This is a genomic window from Paenibacillus sp. Y859 (genome assembly GCF_056786405.1).
On sequence record NZ_JBXCIZ010000001.1, the window covers coordinates 637421 to 654663 of the forward strand.

General features: G+C 41.2%; 12 protein-coding genes and 1 pseudogene. 7 read left to right on the forward strand and 6 right to left on the reverse strand.

Going from position 1 to position 17243, the window contains the following annotated elements:
- Nucleotides 1–11: 11 nt before the first annotated feature.
- The gene (locus tag AC1TO8_RS03315) at nt 12–2081 is read right to left on the reverse strand and encodes a bifunctional aldolase/short-chain dehydrogenase (protein ID WP_482054175.1); all 2070 of its coding nucleotides are present in this window, start codon (nt 2079–2081) and stop codon (nt 12–14) included.
- Between the two features lie 254 nt (nt 2082–2335).
- Between AC1TO8_RS03315 and AC1TO8_RS03320 the strand changes: the two genes are divergently transcribed.
- On the forward strand, nt 2336–3586 hold the full coding sequence (locus tag AC1TO8_RS03320; protein WP_482054176.1) for a methyl-accepting chemotaxis protein: 1251 nt from the start codon (nt 2336–2338) through the stop codon (nt 3584–3586).
- 74 nt (nt 3587–3660) lie between these two features.
- Here AC1TO8_RS03320 and AC1TO8_RS03325 read toward each other — a convergent pair whose 3' ends face one another.
- Entirely contained in the window at nt 3661–4695 is a 1035-nt protein-coding gene (locus tag AC1TO8_RS03325) for a DUF4349 domain-containing protein (RefSeq protein ID WP_482054177.1), read from the reverse strand.
- Nucleotides 4696–4933: 238 nt separating this feature from the next.
- Here AC1TO8_RS03325 and AC1TO8_RS03330 point away from each other — a divergent pair, with 238 nt between their 5' ends.
- Nucleotides 4934–5578, forward strand: coding sequence for a metal-dependent hydrolase (locus AC1TO8_RS03330; protein ID WP_482054178.1), 645 nt, complete (start codon nt 4934–4936; stop codon nt 5576–5578).
- 16 nt (nt 5579–5594) lie between these two features.
- Here the strand turns inward: AC1TO8_RS03330 and AC1TO8_RS03335 are convergent, their stop codons facing one another.
- On the reverse strand, nt 5595–5909 hold the full coding sequence (locus AC1TO8_RS03335; protein WP_482054497.1) for a helix-turn-helix transcriptional regulator: 315 nt from the start codon (nt 5907–5909) through the stop codon (nt 5595–5597).
- A 569-nt stretch (nt 5910–6478) separates the two neighbouring features.
- Between AC1TO8_RS03335 and AC1TO8_RS03340 the strand changes: the two genes are divergently transcribed.
- The 4 genes and pseudogenes from AC1TO8_RS03340 to AC1TO8_RS03355 all read left to right on the forward strand — a co-directional run.
- Nucleotides 6479–8482 (forward strand): beta-galactosidase, encoded by a 2004-nt coding sequence (locus tag AC1TO8_RS03340; RefSeq protein ID WP_482054179.1) that lies wholly within the window; start codon nt 6479–6481, stop codon nt 8480–8482.
- 51 nt (nt 8483–8533) lie between these two features.
- Entirely contained in the window at nt 8534–9517 is a 984-nt protein-coding gene (locus tag AC1TO8_RS03345; RefSeq protein ID WP_482054180.1) for an aldo/keto reductase, read from the forward strand.
- A gap of 292 nt (nt 9518–9809) precedes the next feature.
- Nucleotides 9810–10664, forward strand: a complete 855-nt coding sequence (locus tag AC1TO8_RS03350) for an ATP-binding cassette domain-containing protein (RefSeq protein WP_482054181.1) — start codon at nt 9810–9812, stop codon at nt 10662–10664.
- A gap of 313 nt (nt 10665–10977) precedes the next feature.
- A pseudogene (locus tag AC1TO8_RS03355) lies at nt 10978–11170 on the forward strand (helix-turn-helix domain-containing protein); the annotation flags it as partial.
- A gap of 158 nt (nt 11171–11328) precedes the next feature.
- On the opposite strand, the gene lacZ reads toward AC1TO8_RS03355, so the two are convergent.
- Entirely contained in the window at nt 11329–14454 is a 3126-nt protein-coding gene (gene lacZ / locus AC1TO8_RS03360) for a beta-galactosidase, LacZ type (RefSeq protein WP_482054182.1), read from the reverse strand.
- A gap of 126 nt (nt 14455–14580) precedes the next feature.
- Here lacZ and AC1TO8_RS03365 point away from each other — a divergent pair, with 126 nt between their 5' ends.
- Entirely contained in the window at nt 14581–15405 is an 825-nt protein-coding gene (locus tag AC1TO8_RS03365) for an AraC family transcriptional regulator (protein ID WP_482054183.1), read from the forward strand.
- 120 nt (nt 15406–15525) lie between these two features.
- On the opposite strand, the gene AC1TO8_RS03370 is transcribed toward AC1TO8_RS03365, so the two are convergent.
- Nucleotides 15526–16554: a Gfo/Idh/MocA family protein gene (locus AC1TO8_RS03370; protein WP_482054184.1), complete on the reverse strand. Its 1029-nt coding sequence runs from the start codon at nt 16552–16554 to the stop codon at nt 15526–15528.
- Nucleotides 16555–16600: 46 nt separating this feature from the next.
- A complete protein-coding gene (locus AC1TO8_RS03375; protein WP_482054185.1) occupies nt 16601–17227 on the reverse strand; it encodes an SGNH/GDSL hydrolase family protein in 627 nt (208 codons plus the stop codon).
- Nucleotides 17228–17243: the final 16 nt, after the last annotated feature.

Here is a 17243-nt window from a genome sequence, read left to right on the forward strand (position 1 = left end):
CATTAATATGATTATCTAGTAAATGCTGCCGGAACCCCACCATCGATCGTCATCATACATCCCGTTGTCTTCTCGGATTTGGAAGATGCGAAGAAAGCGATGCCTTCGGCGATATCCCTCGGATAAATATTGACCAATAATGTGGTCCGTTTGCGATAATACTCTTCGAGCTCATTCGGTTCAATTCCGTAAGCCGCTGCACGTTCATTGCGCCAATTGGAATTCCAGATCGCTGATCCTTGTAAAATAGCGTCCGGAAGAATCGTATTAACACGAATTCCGAATTCTCCACCCTCCGCTGCAATGCAACGTGCAAGATGTGCTTCAAGTGCTTTAGCAGAACTATACGCGGCTGCATTTTTCCCAGCATAAACGGAGTTTTTAGAGCCAATAAACACCATATTTCCACCGATAGCCTGCTCTTTCATAAGTTTAAATGCTTCACGAGCTACCAAGAAATAACCTGTACCCAGCACAGAAATATTGAGATTCCATTCCTTTAAAGTCGTTTCCGCAAAAGGACTGGAAGTTGCAAGCCCAGCATTATTTACGATAATGTCTATACCACCATATTCTACTGCCGCTTCTGCATAGGCATTTACAACATCCTCTTCTTTGGTAACATCCATTTGTACAGCTATCGCTCGATTCTCACCATATTGCGCATTAATCTCCGCTGCAACTTTTTGCGCACCTGCTAGATTGAGATCTGCAAGTACAACATGTGCTCCTTCAGACACTAATCTCCGAGCAGTTTCACTACCTATGCCACCCGCACCACCTGTAATAAAGGCTATCTTCCGAGAGAATTCCGTTTCTGCTGGAGCTAGAGACAACTTATATAATTCAAGTGGCCAATACTCTACGTTATAAGATTCATTCTCGCTGAGAGAGACGAAATTACCAATAGATGTGGCTCCTCTCATCACAGCAATGGCACGATGGTACAAGGCACCACTGACCTTAGAGTTGGAACAACTATTACCCGTATTGATCATACCAAGACCTGGGATTAATATGACACGAGGTGCCGGTTCGAACATAACATCCCCTTCATGCTTATTCTTCTCGAAATATGATTTATATTGCTCTATATAAGCACTTATCCCTTGGACTAGCTTGTTCTTCAGTCCTTCAACATCGTCAGCATTAGGCGTCCAATCTATGAAGAGCGGGACAACCTTCGTATGAACCAAATGGTCTGGGCAAGCCGCTCCAACTTGAGATAATCTAGCAGAGTCTCTACTATTTACGAATTGTAATATATTTTCCTTATCATCAAAAGTTAAGATCATTCTCTTCTCATGACTTACGAATCCTCTTATAAGGGGAGCGATCTGTGCGACGATGCTTCTACGCTCCAACGTGGGAAGCGCTTTCGAAGAAAGTCCACCAAATAGCTTCGCTTCATTTATATGATTCTCAATGTAATGCTCCGCTTCATTAATAATTTCGATCGTTTTGGAGTAGCATGCTTCTGAAGTATCCCCCCAAGTTACAAGACCATGCTTCTCCATCAATACCAATTCAGCCTTCGGATTAGCTAATACGCCTCTAGCAATCATTTGAGAGAGTGTGAACCCTGGTCTAATATATGGAACCCAAACGAATCGATCTCCAAATATTTCTCGGGCAATATTCTGTCCGTTATCCGCACAACATATGCTAATAATGACATCTGGATGGGTATGATCGACATGATTAAATGGTAGAAAGGCATGTAATAACGTCTCAATCGATGCCCGTGGATGTTGCGCATCGATCATGCAGTGATTCAAATACTGAACCATTTCATCATCTGTCATATCTGGCTTGCCATATAAAGGACGGATATCTTCTAATCGTAGACCTGTGAAATTACGTGCTTTCATAGTCGCAAGATCTGAACCACTCCCTTTCACCCACATCACCTCGACTTCTCGACCTCGGAAATCCTTAACGATAGTCTTCATCGATGTGTTACCGCCACCCCAATTGCATACTTGGCGATCTTCTCCAATAATGTTCGAGCGATACACGAGCTCTTCTAACCCATTTGAACAACTAGCAGCTTCCAATTGACTCCAATTATTCTGCACCATTAGAAATAACTACCTCCAATAAATATTGTGTTTTTTATATTGTATTACATTTGTTTGTGTTTGAATACAACAATTCCAAACATAAACAAATATTAATTCAAAAATACACTTTGTGACATCTTTATCTCAATTTATATATATAGTCCTTTTATCCTTATTTTTATAATTAATAGGTCTAAATATATAGACTATATAGACTATATGATGCTATTATGTGTGTTAGTAGTTTCCATATAATAAGGAGGATACATAATATGTCATGGTTTTTTAATCTACAGCTTTCTCAAAAGGTTATCGTTGGATGTTATCTCGTAGCAGCACTATTCTCAATTCCTGTCTTTGTAACCTTTATTGTTATTGGTAGGATTCTTATCGGGATTATACTAATCCTATTACTACTAGGCTTAACTTACCCCTTATCCCGCTTTATTGAGAGAACGCTTACATCTACTTTTGATGAAATAGCCATCGTTACTGCTCGAATTGCCCAAGGTGACTTTACCGAGCGTGCTAGCGAAACAGGTTCCATGATCAAATTAAATCAGTCCTTCAACAGCATGATTGACAAACTTACCAAGATTCTTAATGAAGCTTCTGTCATTACGAAGCAAGTTATGGGGACAAGCCGTGGAATTACAGACAAGAATCAAGAGCTTAAACTCGTTATGACACAGGTTGCCTCCTCTTCAAATGAATTAGCCATTGGCGCAAGTGAAATCTCTCAGGATATCGCTGGTATGACTGAATCCATTCAAGATATTGAAGAGAAAGTATCTAATTATACGATTTCAACGAAGAACATGAATGAACGTTCTATTCATACACTCAAACTCGTCGAAAGCGGTCGTCAATCCGTTGAGATGCAAGCTGAGGGTATGAAGAAGAATATTCATGCTACACAACAAGTTGCTAGTACGATCCAGGCTTTATCCATCAACGCACAAGGAATCTCCAAAATAACAAAGTCTATTTCTGAATTAGCAGAACAGACTAATTTATTGTCCCTAAACGCTTCGATTGAGGCTGCTCGTGCTGGTGAGCATGGAAGAGGCTTTGCCGTCGTCGCTGCAGAAGTACGTAAATTAGCTGAAGAGTCAGCTGCATCCACACAGGGTGTATTCAGCTTAGTAAAAAGTATTGAACAAGATGTAAAACAAGCGATCGAGCACATTCATGTCAACGAAGAGATCGTTACACATCAGAATGAAATGATCCATGAAGCTGAACAGATCTTTACCCAAATTGTACAAAGTGTCCAGTATATCACCGAACAAATTTCTTCCTTCTCTAAGGAAAGTGATGTGATGTTGGAAAGCGCTCTTAAAATATCTTCTGCGATTCAGAATATTTCAGCTATAACTGAACAATCCGCAGCGGGTACACAGCAGGTCTCTGCCTCTATGACTGAGCAAATTTCATCAATACAAGCCGTTGTTGATGAGGCAGAAACGATGAATAGAGCCGTCTTCCAGCTTCAGAAGACCATTCATATTTTCAAATTCTAATTCAACATAAGGATCAACGCAAAGAGGCCCGTTACCTAAACGGGCCTCTTTGTTTGCTGTATTATTGTGTTTCATTACTTCTGATCTTCCGTCGGATCCTGATCATCATGATGAGTCGCCTTTGGTTTCACTTTATTCCTTCCTACCAACCACAGTGTTAACCATATAACACCCCCAACAAGTAAGACAGGCAAAGCCCCGAAGAGAATGACGACTATCCACTGGAATAATAGTGTCAGAACATTTATCGTCCCTTTAAGTGCATCGTTCGCCCGTTCGAATAAAGGTGCCTGTTCTTTATCAATTAAAGCTGGATCTACGATGCCATCTTGCTGATACAAGCGAATTTCTACCGTTGAATAGGATACATTATTATTGATATAACGCATTCTTCCCTTAATCAGCTCAATGTCCTCCTGAATTTTTCCTAGCTCATTCGCAAAGGTTACTAATTCAGTCGTCTTTGTTGCTTTTTTCATAAACTCCGTATACTGAGTCTCCATTAGTTCCTTCACTTTAAGACGAGACTCCAAATCTACATACTCTTCAGTTACATCCTGACCTTTAATACTTTGCTGAAATGATTCATGTTTTATTTGCTCTAGCCCACCTAGTAATGATGAGAAGCCATTCGCTGGAACTTTAATAATAAAAGTTCCTCCAACCTCATGTGTCGATTGATTCTCTGAGAACTCTACAATGTACCCACCTGAGAGTGACACCAAATTTCTCACTTCTGATTGAGCCACTGCGTAATCCTTGATGCGCATTACCAGATTGGCTGTGTAAATGAGCTTCTTATTCAATGCCTCCGCAGTTGAAGCGCTATTAAATCCAGCTAGTTGCTCAACCGGTAGAACCGGTGATGCCGCTACAGTCTGCAATTCCTTCTCTGTTGTATTCACTTGCTGCGCAAGGTCCGCAGTTGGCTCAGTTGCTGAACCCCTATCCGCAGAAAACCCTGTTGATGTTGCCTTATTCTCCATACTGCTCTCTGACTTCGCATCAGTCTTCGCTGACGAATAGTCAGCATTATCCGAACTTGATGACCCACAGCCGCTTAACAATATTGATAATAGCAGAATGCAAATAAACCCCCGTTTACCCATACTCATTCCTCCCGCTTTCTTTGTTAATTCAGATCTATCTTATATAAGTTGTTCAAAAGATCTTCCTTTGAACATATACTTACATGTTAGACGTTTACAATACTTGGAAGGTTACACGATAATAACAATATTTCTTGTCTGTATATGTGAACTATGTGTATAATAGTAACACAAACATACGTTTGCATTTATTGATATGTATGTATCCAATCAACTTTGTCAGTCACAGGAGGTTCTTATGAAAGGTTCCACGCATCTCGCCATTGGAACGGTTATCGGCATCGCTGCAGCTATGTATCATCCGTTTTCCGTTCATAACACTGCTCTTTATATCGCAGTATCCACCTTTTCTGCTTTAAGTGCAGATCTTGATGGAAACAGTATTCTAAGCTCTAGAATAGGTAAACTTTCCAAACAAATTCGTCAACTTCTTGTCTGGGGTAGCCTTATACTCACCTCAGTACTCACATTCTTATTTCTTTACGATCAGACATTTCACGCCGAATATACTATTGTCTGTCTGATCGCTTTACTCTTTGGTTTCATCACTAAAGAAGGAATCATACGCAATGCACTGATTAGTGCTATCGGAGGATTACTAATGTATGGTGGCTGGCATTTCAATATGAATTGGTTGATTGGGCTGGGCCTATTCATCGCTTGGGCACCTTGGCTGAAACATCGGGGAATGACGCACACGGTGTGGGCTCTATGCCTATGGGGAATGATAAGCTATAGCATGGAACAACAGCTACAAGTAGATGGATTAATGGCTGTAGCGACGACCAGCTATCTCTCACATCTACTCGCGGATACATTAACACCACAGGGTGTGAAATGGTTGTATCCTCTTTATAAAAGATCCATAAAACTGCGGCTCTAATAGCCGCAGTTTTATTTCATATGAAATGATAGGTAAGCCGAAACTGATTAGGTGTCATCTCCTCTAGACGACGAAAATTATAAATGAAATAACTAGAGTTGGAGAATCCACACTGCAGCCCTATTTGTTTGACCGAAAGACTACTCGTTGCGAGTAACTTCTTAGCAAAGGTGATCCGAGCCTCCAACATATATTGAACAGGGGTTGTACCCATAATCTGACGAAACATTCGATTGAAGTAATAGATGCTATAACCGGAGACGGCCGCCATATCCGATAATGAAAGTAATTCGTGGCAGTGATTCTGAATATAGTCTGCCGTTGTGCGTATTTTATCATGATGACCGGACCGTAAAGAAAACCATTCCCTTCACCCAATTCCACCCACTCTTGCTTATCATGAACAAATACAAATCCCTTCCCTTGAAAAACCATATGAAGATTGAATTGTTGTAGTTGCCCGCTTAGGCGATTCTCTGCATGCAAGGGATCGATATAATGCCCACATGCATCTGGATAACATGTATAACCTTTAAAGCCTGGATTCGGCAAAAAATACTGAACTCTCATTTATTTCACTCCCTACAATATCGCAAGATCCTGATATAGTTCGCAATATAATTCTATATTATCTTCTGCTTCATTGATTTACAATGAATTTAGGACTTTACCTATTCTTCAAAATAACACTATTAGTGAGAGTTCAAAAAGTTAACTTTTCAGCACCGAGAAGATTGGATGAAGATAGGGAGTGAGGAGCGGAGCGTAGGCAGTACCTACGTGAGCACCGGAAGGACCGGCTGAATTCAATATTCGATGTCGAATAAGCCTCCTGCTAACCTTCGTGATCAAAAGATGACTTTTTGAACAACCTCTATCATTGAAAGGATGTCATATAGAATGAATAACTTCTCTAAGATTCAAATGGGTGTGGATTATTACCCCGAGCATTGGGATCCTTCCCTATGGGAACAGGATGCTATCCAGATGAAGGAAGTTGGCATTAAAATTGTCCGTGTTGGCGAATTCGCATGGAGTCGATTTGAGCCTAAGGAGGGGCAATTTAACTTCGAGTGGCTAGACCGCGCTTTAGATCTTTTTCACCGTCAAGGTATTCAGATTGTTATAGGTACTCCCACCCATACTCCTCCTAGATGGCTTACTGAGAAATATCCGGATATTCTACCTATCCAAGCCAATGGACAGACGTATCATGCCGGTGTTCGTGGGCATCGTTGTTTCAACAGTGTTTCATTACATTCTTATGGATCACGCATCATTGAGAAGCTAACACTTCATTACAAGGATCACCCTGCCATCATTGGTTGGCAGACTGATAATGAGTTCAGCCTAGTGTATTGTCACTGTGAATCCTGCAACGAACAATTTCGTGTATGGCTTCAAGCCAAATACGGTACTCTTGAACAGTTAAATCATGAATGGGGAACCGTGGTTTGGAGTGGTGAATACAACGACTGGAGCCAAGTAACGACACCTTATGGTGGATCACCATATCAGAATCCATCCTATCTACTGGACTTCTACCGCTTTCAATCTGTTTCCGTTCATCATTATCAACAGACTCAGATTGAGATCATTCGCGAGAATTGCCCAGAACATTTCATCACGCACAATTTTCATAGTTATCCACAAAAGCTGGACCTATACCCTTTAGGAGAGCAACTAGATGTAGCGGCCTTCGACTATTATCCGAATACGTCACCAGACAAAACATCTACAGGCCCATACAGTGGAGCGTTATCTCTAGATGTCACGCGAGGTATTAAACGACGTAATTTCTGGATTATGGAGCAATTAAGTGGACCTCCTGGTGGTTGGGGACCAATGTGGCGCACACCCTATCCAGGCTTCATTCGCGCCTATATATGGCAGACAATTGCTAGAGGCGCAGACACGGTTGTCCAATTTCGCTGGAGAAGTGCAACCATCGGGGCTGAACAATTCTGGCATGGATTGATCGATCACAGCAATGTGCCTGGTCGTCGATTTGAAGAATTCTCACAAGTATGTACAGAGGTGAATACACTCTCACGTTTATTGGAAGGAAGCGTAGTCCGCAATGATGTTGCTATTCTTCACTCTCATGACCAGCTCGTAGCTCTAGATATCCAACCGCAAGTCGAAGGGCTAGATTATTACGAGAATATCAAACAATGGCACCGAGCCTTAACCAAATTAGGTATTGGTACTGACGTTATTCATTGGACAGAGGACCTGTCTGGATACAAACTTATTATTGCACCAAGCCTATATTTAATGGATTCAACGGTTGCTACCTCTCTAGAAGCTTTCGCGGCAGCGGGAGGAACATTAATTATTACTCACCGAAGTGGTGTGAAGAATCTGAATAATGTATGCCTTATGGAGCCTTTGCCTGGCATGCTATCCTATTGTGCTGGAGTTCATGTAAGTGAGTATGATCCGATTGCCAACAGCCTCCATCACATCATTACAACGGATGAACAGACCTATTCCTCCACACAGTGGTGCGACATATTGCACCCGACTACAGCAGAGGTAGTAGCTACGTATCATGATGATTTCTATGCAGGGAAAGCGGCGATTACCGTTAATAGCTTTGGCAAGGGAAAAGTATATTATTTGGGTACCCATCCCGAGGAAAATTATATGAAATCACTACTTCATCAGTTAGCAGTAGCGCATGATATTCCACATTTCCCCGATCTACCAGAAGGTGTTCAAATATCTGTACGCATGCGTGATTCTCAAGCATTCTTCTTCCTATTAAATTTAAGTAGGGAATCTCGAAGTATTATCTTAGATCATCCGTATAAGAGTGTTCTCTATGATGGGATAACACATGAAGGAACACTAACTTTAGAACCTTATGGGGTAGAAATTTGCAAACGGTTTCCAATTTGATTACTGTTAATATATAGTTTGTCGAAAAGATAATATCGAGGAGGACAATAGATGAAATACCGTTTACTAGGGGATACAGAACTGAAGGTTAGTGAAGTTAGCTTTGGAACTTGGGCCATTGGAGGAGATTGGGGAAATTCTAATGATCAGGAAGCGATTTCCGGTCTTCAGCGTGCTATGGATGAAGGTGTTAATTTCTTTGACACGGCAGATGTTTACGGTTCGGGGCATGCAGAGGAGTTACTAGCTACAGCTACGAAAGGTAAAGAGGATACTGTACATATTGCCACCAAATTTTGTCGTGCAGGCGATGTTCAGGATCCAGCCAATTATTCAGAAGAAGCGATTCGCCAATATTGTGAGAATAGTCTAAAGCGTCTGCAACGCGAAAGAATCGATTTATATCAGATTCACTGTCCTCCACTTGCCATTCTAAAGGATGGTGTAGTGTTTGAAGTACTAGAGAAGCTACAACAAGAAGGAAAGATCCGTCATTTCGGTGTCAGTGTAGAGACGATCGAGGAGGGCTTATTCTGTCTGGACGTTCCGGGTCTGAAAGCACTTCAGGTCATATTTAACTTACTACGCCAAAAGCCAGCGAATGAACTGTTTCCAAAGGCTCATGCAGCTGGTGTAGGAATTCTTGTCAGATTGCCTCTTGCGAGTGGACTGCTTACAGGTAAATTCAATGAGAACAGTACATTTGCTGCAGATGACCACCGCAACTTTAACGCGAATGGAGAACAATTCAATGTAGGTGAGACATTCGCCGGGTTGCCTTTCACCAAGGGAGTAGAGCTTGCAAGGGAACTTGCATGGATCGCAGAAGGTCGGGGAGATATGGCACGCGCATCTATGCGCTGGATTCTTGAGAACCCGAATATCACCTGTGTCATTCCTGGATTTAAAAACGTCCTCCAAGTAGAGAATAATCTAGGTACCGTTGACGTGCCTGCATTTAGCACAAAAGAATTGGATCGATTACGTTCATTCTATGAGAATCAAGTAGAAACACATATTCGGGGAGCTTATTAGGATTAATTAGCACTATTCAAGTATGCGACCAGCCATAGGGACAGTCTCAGGATAACTATTCTGAAGGCTGTCCTTCTCTCATTTCGCCTTGACTGAAGTTGACGAATCTCATCGTCACACTAGACTTATCGGAGGTGTTCCATGCTTTATTTCACTTTGGCTTCAAAAGCTTATTCGCGGAATCTTCAATACCGCGGTGCACACATGTTACATAATGTGGCCAGTATGCTGTTCGGCTATATTTATGCTTGTGTCTGGATCGGCATTGGTCAGGATCGTTCGTTAGGAGAATATGGGGTTACATGGCATGGTGGCATATATCGCTTTCACTCAAGCCTCCCTATGGGTTTCTGGATTCACAACGAATGGGCTGGGCCATTCCTCAATCGGTACGTACAGGTCAGATCTCTCTAGACCTCATGCGTCCTATTCATTTGTTGTATTCGGACAGCGTAGTCAGCTGTGGTGGGATTTGCCAGTGAAGGATTCCTACGACATTCTGGCACAGATGTATAAAGTAGATCCGAAGGATGCCACGAAACGATTAGGTAAACTCTCCGAATTACTAGATTTACATGAATTCTGGATGACTTCCGTCCGCAAATTGTCATTAGGTCAACGTATGCGTGCGGATCTAGCGGCATCCATGCTTCATGACCCAGACATTCTTTTTCTAGACGAACCTACCATCGGTTTAGATGTCACCGCCAAACGCAACATTAGAACCTTTCTGAAGACTTTGAATCAAGACTTCGGTAAAACCATCCTGCTCACCACTCACGATATGGACGATATTGAGCAGTTATGTGAAAGAGTGATGGTCATTAACCATGGCGAGTTAAGCTATGATGGGACCATTCAGCGACTTCGGAACAAGATTGGGCTACCCACTTTATTTCGAGTCACGTTTAACAGAGAATTCAAGATTCCCATAGATGATCACTCCCATTTACCTGCTACATTCCAACTGTCAGATACAGAAACGATTCGAATTATGGAAATCAATGATTATTCCATCACTATTGAAGCTAACGGACAAAAATTGAAAGCGATGGATATTCTTCGTTACATGAGTCATTGGGGTGAAATCGAGGATATTCATATGGAGGAGCCATTATTTGAGGATATTATTCATCGAGTCTATTAGATCATTAGTAAAAGCAACCATCTTCATAATTCTAGAAATCTCACTCTTAAAAACTTGTGATACTGCATTCACGATTTGCATCGCATGCTCATAAGATGGATCTTTCATTTCCAAAGTTTACGTTCATATTCACTCCTTAATATACAAACCTATGCGTTTTTTTTCTTTTAGTTGTATTTTCAAGATGTTTGACGCTATAATGATACAAAATGTATCACACTACCTAGTGCTGATCTACAATACAATTTATATCATGTTAAGTTATTTTTATGTCTCCATTTTATAGGGTTATGATGCTTAGGGAGGAAGATGAATGAAGATTGAGAATCGAATTGCAGAATTGCGAGAGCAGAAAGGATGGACGCAAGAAGAAGTATCTACATCTATCGGGATCAGCCGTGCAGCATTATCCCACTACGAGAAAAGTAGACGAAAACCAGATTTCGAAACATTATCACAACTAGCTGATTTATTCCAAGTCTCCATTGATTATTTAATTGGAAGAAGAAATATCCCCCACAACATCTCGGAATCCGGAGAGCAAGAAATAGTAGAAGAATTAGATCCATTGAACGACAACACTTAAGATCATTCAGGAACAACAAAAAGGACTGATCTCAAAGGTCGATACTTTGACCTTTGTGACAGTCCTTCTTCTCATTATTTATTTTTGATATCCTTTCAAAGAGACACTGAAGCTATAGCTACGGTTCCCGAACAGTCTGTATTCTGGATGAGGTCTTGAACCCCAGCTATCATCACCACCAACACCCATTTGCTTGTAATTAATCCGAACGACTGTTGCATCAGACTTAGGTAACTTATAAGCATGGTCCGCAGCTTCAACTTCTGTTGGTGTATAAGGAAGAACATTCAGTTCGAACCGTGGAGATCCTTGAATAAAGAGCCCTACTTGTTGATTGTTCTCAATCGATGCGTAACGTACTTCTGTCTTATTCCCACATTCTTGTGGTCGTAAATAAGGAACCCACTGCTCGCTCACCTTACCAGAATATAGACCTACAGGTGCACCTGTATTGCGATCCCACTGATTCTCATGGGGTCCTTTACCATACCATTCTATTTGATCAAAGGAGCCACTCATCGCCAATAGTAATCCTATCTCAGGGATATCTGGAGAACCTTCTCCTGGGAGAAGATCCATATCCAAGATGACTTCTCCATCTCTATGGACGGTGTACGTAATGGTACATAATGAAGTCGTTGGAGTAGGGAGCGAATAAGATGTGATCAACTTCACCGTATGCTCTTGTATTTCGTAAGCAAACTGAACTAGCGTTCTTCTCGCGCCTGCCTCCCGCCACGTCCCACTACGTTCCTCATGACCATTCCCTCTGTCGTTATCCGTTAACGCACGCCAGAAGTTCGGAATAGGTGCTTGTTGAATTAGCTCCACACCCTTCAATTGGTACGAAGACATTTCACCTGTGAGCTTATCGAATTGCAAGAGGAACTGCTCACCACTTACTCTCAACACTTTCTCCTGGTCCACAACCTCCAATAAAGGAAGAGCATCCGACTGAGACGTAGATTCAACCTGCTCCCAAGCTATCGGTAACACAACGAATTGGTCATAGGCAATTTCATGCCCTCGCTTGGCCCACGCTGTATCTTCTTTCAGAACCAAACGCAACGTTAGAATATATTCTGATCCAACCTGACCTATCCCTGGGATAGCCTTTTTCAGATCAATCACTTCTGAGGAATTTGGATTCACAGAAATCGTCGTACGCCCTTCTTGTTCAATAACCCCATTGTTCGTCAACTGCCATACTAAATCGTAATCTGATATATTGGTAAACAAATACTCGTTCGTAATCTTGATCCGACCTTGTTGTATATCTACACTTGTAAATTCCACATTCTGGTAACACTTCTTCGTTTCAAGTAACTTGGGAGTTACCGTCCGATCCGCAAAAATTAATCCATTCCCACAAAAAGTCCCATCATGCGGAGATTCACCGAAATCACCGCCATAAGCTAGATAAGGTATCCCACTGTCTGTCTTAGTTAAGATGGATTGGTCAATCCAGTCCCATATGAAACCACCTTGCAGAATAGGATAACGGTCAAATAACTCCCAATATTCATTCAGCCCACCACAGGAATTCCCCATAGCATGACTATATTCACACAGAATAAATGGCTTTTGTGGATTGTTACGTGCATATTCCTCAATTTGATGTACTTGAGTATACATTTGGCTCTCAATATCAGATGCAGCCTCGGAAGGTCGGTAATGGAACACCCCTTCATAATGTACAAGCCGGGAAGGATCTACTTCCTTCAAAAAGTCATACATCGCAATGAAATTATCTCCCCCGAAGGATTCATTACCAAGTGACCACATCACAATGGAAGGATGATTCTTATCCCTTTGGAACATCGTATTACACCGGTCAAGAACGTTAGCCTTCCATTCTGGCTTACTGCCTGGGATGGCGTCCCCAAGTTCCTTTTGACCATAGGTCCAGCTACCATGCGTCTCTAGATTTGTCTCATCAATCACGTATAGTCCATACTCATTACACAGTTCATACCACTTCGGATGATTCGGATAATGTGAGGTACGCACGGAGTTAATATTATGTGATTTCATCAAAACAATATCAGCAATCATATCTTCTACACTGACCGCGCGGCCGGTATGAGGAGAGAACTCATGGCGATTTACACCTTTAAATACGATAATCTCACCATTGATCTTCATCAATCCATCTTCGATACCGAATTTACGGAAGCCTACCTTACAGCTAATGAACTGAACCGTATGACCATTAGCATCTTTCAACTCAAGTACTAATGTATATAGATGGGGCTTCTCGGCACTCCATTTCTCAGGATGATCTACACGAACTGAACCTTGTAACAGCGTAGATGGCTTATCATCAAGGGAGGAAGCTATACTTAACGGTTGCTGTAATATCGACTGATGTGCATGATCATACAATGCTGCCTCTATACTAATCAGGCCTGCATTCACTTCTGTATAATTATTGACGGTTGCTGTAATGGATAGTTGACCATTCTGTAGATCATCTTCAAGTTCAGCTTTTGCGAAGAAATCATAAATATGGACTTTAGGTGTTGTAAATAAATATACATCGCGAAATATACCACTCATCCGCCAGAAATCCTGATCCTCAAGCCAACTAGCATCACACCAGCGATATACCTCGACAGCCAATTTATTCTCACCAGGTACCAAGTAAGGCGTCAGATCAAATTCTGCGGGTGTGAACGTATCTTCACTATAACCAACTAAGTCACCATTAAGCCATACGTAGAAAGCCGATTCAACCCCTTGAAAGCTAATAAATACAGGGTTATCTTTCCAGTCTTCAGGTATCGTAAATGTTCGTACATACGACCCTACAGGATTATACTCTGTTGGAGCAAAAGGTGCCTTGATGTCCTCTCTTTCAGACCAAGGATACCGAACGTTAGTATACTGCGGATAATCATATCCTTGAAGCTGCCAATGAGAGGGAACCGCAATCGTATCCCAATCACTACAATCCACATCCTGTTTATAGAAATCAACGATCCGTTGTTCTGGGTTACTCGCCAAAGCGAACTTCCATGTCCCATTCAACGAATGAACATTGGCCGATTCCTCTAATTTTCCAGCTAAAGCTTCTTCCAACGATTGATATGTCATTAATGTCGCATGGGCGTCCATCCGATTTAATTGAAAAATTTCAGGATTGTTATTCCATTCGGGATAGCCGTTTGCAGGTGCTTTATAAACATATTTCTGTTTCGTCATATAAGTCACTCCTAATCTCGTAATTAAGATATACTATCACTATATTCACATTATAATATTGAAACTATTTTATTTCTATTTAAGAATTTTCGCTTCTATATAACAATATGAAACTGGAGGATCAATATGGATTCCATTGCATTTCCAATCATAACTGATTTTGACTCCAACCTTCCTATCTATCTGACTAGCGCGGGACACTGGGATAATCAAGCTCCCACATCTCGCCCTGAAGGCTTCTATTGCTACCAATGGCTACAAGTTATTTCTGGTGAGGGAGAACTCATTTTAGAAGGACATACCTACCCTGTCACAACGGGGCAAGCCATTTGTTTGTACCCTAACATACCCCATTCCTACCATGCGATATCAGAACCTTGGGAATTGAATTTTATATCTTTTGACGGTAACCTCTGCAGTACATTATTACAACAAGCTGGTATTCATCAATCCGGTGTTTTTTCACTTAGCGATAGTGATGCAATTATGGCTCATTTAACGCACTTACTAACGATTACAAGTTCAGAACGTTCCTATCTGAGTACGGAATGCTCTAAAGTTCTATATACGCTTGTACTCGATTTGACCAAATACGTTTATACGCATAACGATAATACCCAGCAGAATGTCCTCCGATTACAACCCATCATGCAATATATGAAACAGAACTGTCATCAGTCGATTACCATTGATCAGATTGCAACCTATGCAGGATTTTCCCCTCAATATTTATGCTCTCTATTCAAAAAGACGTTACATATTCGACCTATGGAATATATGAATCGGGAAAGAATTACTAGAAGTAAGGAGTTAATGTTCCTCAACCCTGCTAAAAAGATACACCAAATTGCTAAGGAATCTGGTTATGAGCATCCTAGTTATTTCTGTACCGTTTTCAAAAGATTAGAGGGCATGACTCCTGAACAGTTCAAAAAGTCCCACGGGCTGTAGCTGTAATCAACCTACTCTTACAACACTTCAATCCACAACAAACAAGGGTCCATCCATTAACTGGAAAGGCCCTTGCTCTTATTATCTCTTCTTCACTACTGACGATACAGATCACATGAATTATAAATAAACTCGTTTAAGTTCCTTACCCGATTGGTAAATTCCCGAAATCATTTTCTGTGTCTTGAGTGCTTCTTTACCGTCAATATAGAGCGCTCCACCACTCTTCAACGAGTCATAGAAATCATTAATTTGTTTCAAATGGCTGACTCCCCAGTACATTTTCACACCTTCACCGTAATCGATCTCTTCATTTGGATTCTTGTCTCTCGTTACTCTTTTTCCATCATTATATACAATAGTTGCTTTTTCGCCGATCATTTTGGCGATGCCATTCTCGCAATGAACCTCAATCTCTACAGGAGCGTCATAACTATGATAATTGATCGCAAAGAAACCACCGAAGATACCATTCTTAAATTTCACTACACCTTCAACACTATCTTCAACTTCTATAATTTCATGTGCACGATTGCCAATCTGAGCATCAACATATTCAACTTCTTCACCTACGAACCAACGCATCAAATCCATCGTATGAATGGCTTGGTCAATCAGAACACCGCCACCTTCTTTAGCCCATGTCCCTTTCCAGTCACTCTTGCTATAATATTCGTCTGAACGATTCCAAGTTACCGAACACTTTGCACCAAGGACTTGTCCAAGACTACCATCTACAATTGCATCCTTGATCAACTGTGATCCGGGATTGTAACGGTTCTGAAAGATGACTCCTAATGTAACACCGTTACTCTCACATACATCCACCATGTTCTGTCCATCTTCAGTTGTAATACTCATCGGCTTCTCAGTAAGTATATGCTTACCTTTACTCGCCGCATATGCCGTCATAGGAGCATGCAAATAATGTGGAGTACAGATATGAACAACATCAATTTCTTCCTTATCTAACATTTCCTCATAGCTTGTATAGTAACTACAATTAAATTTCTCGGCAGCTTGCTTAGCACGATCTTCTTTGTTGTCACATACTGCAACTAGTTCAGCATCATCAGATAATTGAATGGAAATGGCATGCATTGGAAAAATATTTCCACATCCAATAATGGCTACTTTGAATTTACTCATAATTAAATCTCTCCTTAATCATTATTATGATTTCGTATTCTGTGTACTATCCTTGCACTGTATCCAACCATGCCTTTGCAATAAGAGCATGACCTGCTGCTGTTGGATGCACACCATCCCCCGCCCAATAAGCCGGATCAATCTGTGTACTTGCCGAAGCAAATAATCCGTCGAGAGGGACATATAGTGTCTGGAACTCACGTGCCAAATCACGAATTGCTTGAATTTTAGGATCTAAATCCTCTCTCCATGTCTTACGATCTTCAGGTACTGGTAAACAAAAAGGCTCCACAAGAATCAATTTGGCATCTGTATGCTCGTTGGTGCGTTCAATCAATTTGCGATATCCTTCATAAAACTGCTCAACAGAGGTAGCATCATCATTGTCATAACGCCGCCACACATCATTAATACCGATGTATATTGACACCCATGCCGGATTTAATCGTAAACAATCTTCTTCCCATCTTCGATCGAGATCAATAACACGGTTACCGCTTATTCCACGATTTATGAAATTGGTATTCTTCTCCGGATATTTACGACCCCATTCTGCAGCTGCAAGAAAAGCATATCCAGAACCTAAGCTACCATTATCCGAATAATTTCTTCCACAATCCGTCACACTATCCCCTATAAAAAGAATAGTTTTATTATTTTCAATCGAAATCATACACATTCCAACTCCT

Bases quoted from the DNA above. Each gene is read 5' to 3' on its own strand.
- AC1TO8_RS03315 (WP_482054175.1), bottom strand. From the start codon at position 2,081: ATGGTGCAGAATAATTGGAGTCAATTGGAAGCTGCTAGTTGTTCAAAT.
- AC1TO8_RS03320 (WP_482054176.1), top strand. From the start codon at position 2,336: ATGTCATGGTTTTTTAATCTACAGCTTTCTCAAAAGGTTATCGTTGGA.
- AC1TO8_RS03325 (WP_482054177.1), bottom strand. From the start codon at position 4,695: ATGGGTAAACGGGGGTTTATTTGCATTCTGCTATTATCAATATTGTTA.
- AC1TO8_RS03330 (WP_482054178.1), top strand. From the start codon at position 4,934: ATGAAAGGTTCCACGCATCTCGCCATTGGAACGGTTATCGGCATCGCT.
- AC1TO8_RS03340 (WP_482054179.1), top strand. From the start codon at position 6,479: ATGAATAACTTCTCTAAGATTCAAATGGGTGTGGATTATTACCCCGAG.
- AC1TO8_RS03345 (WP_482054180.1), top strand. From the start codon at position 8,534: ATGAAATACCGTTTACTAGGGGATACAGAACTGAAGGTTAGTGAAGTT.
- AC1TO8_RS03350 (WP_482054181.1), top strand. From the start codon at position 9,810: ATGGGGTTACATGGCATGGTGGCATATATCGCTTTCACTCAAGCCTCC.
- lacZ (WP_482054182.1), bottom strand. From the start codon at position 14,454: ATGACGAAACAGAAATATGTTTATAAAGCACCTGCAAACGGCTATCCC.
- AC1TO8_RS03365 (WP_482054183.1), top strand. From the start codon at position 14,581: ATGGATTCCATTGCATTTCCAATCATAACTGATTTTGACTCCAACCTT.
- AC1TO8_RS03370 (WP_482054184.1), bottom strand. From the start codon at position 16,554: ATGAGTAAATTCAAAGTAGCCATTATTGGATGTGGAAATATTTTTCCA.
- AC1TO8_RS03375 (WP_482054185.1), bottom strand. From the start codon at position 17,227: ATGATTTCGATTGAAAATAATAAAACTATTCTTTTTATAGGGGATAGT.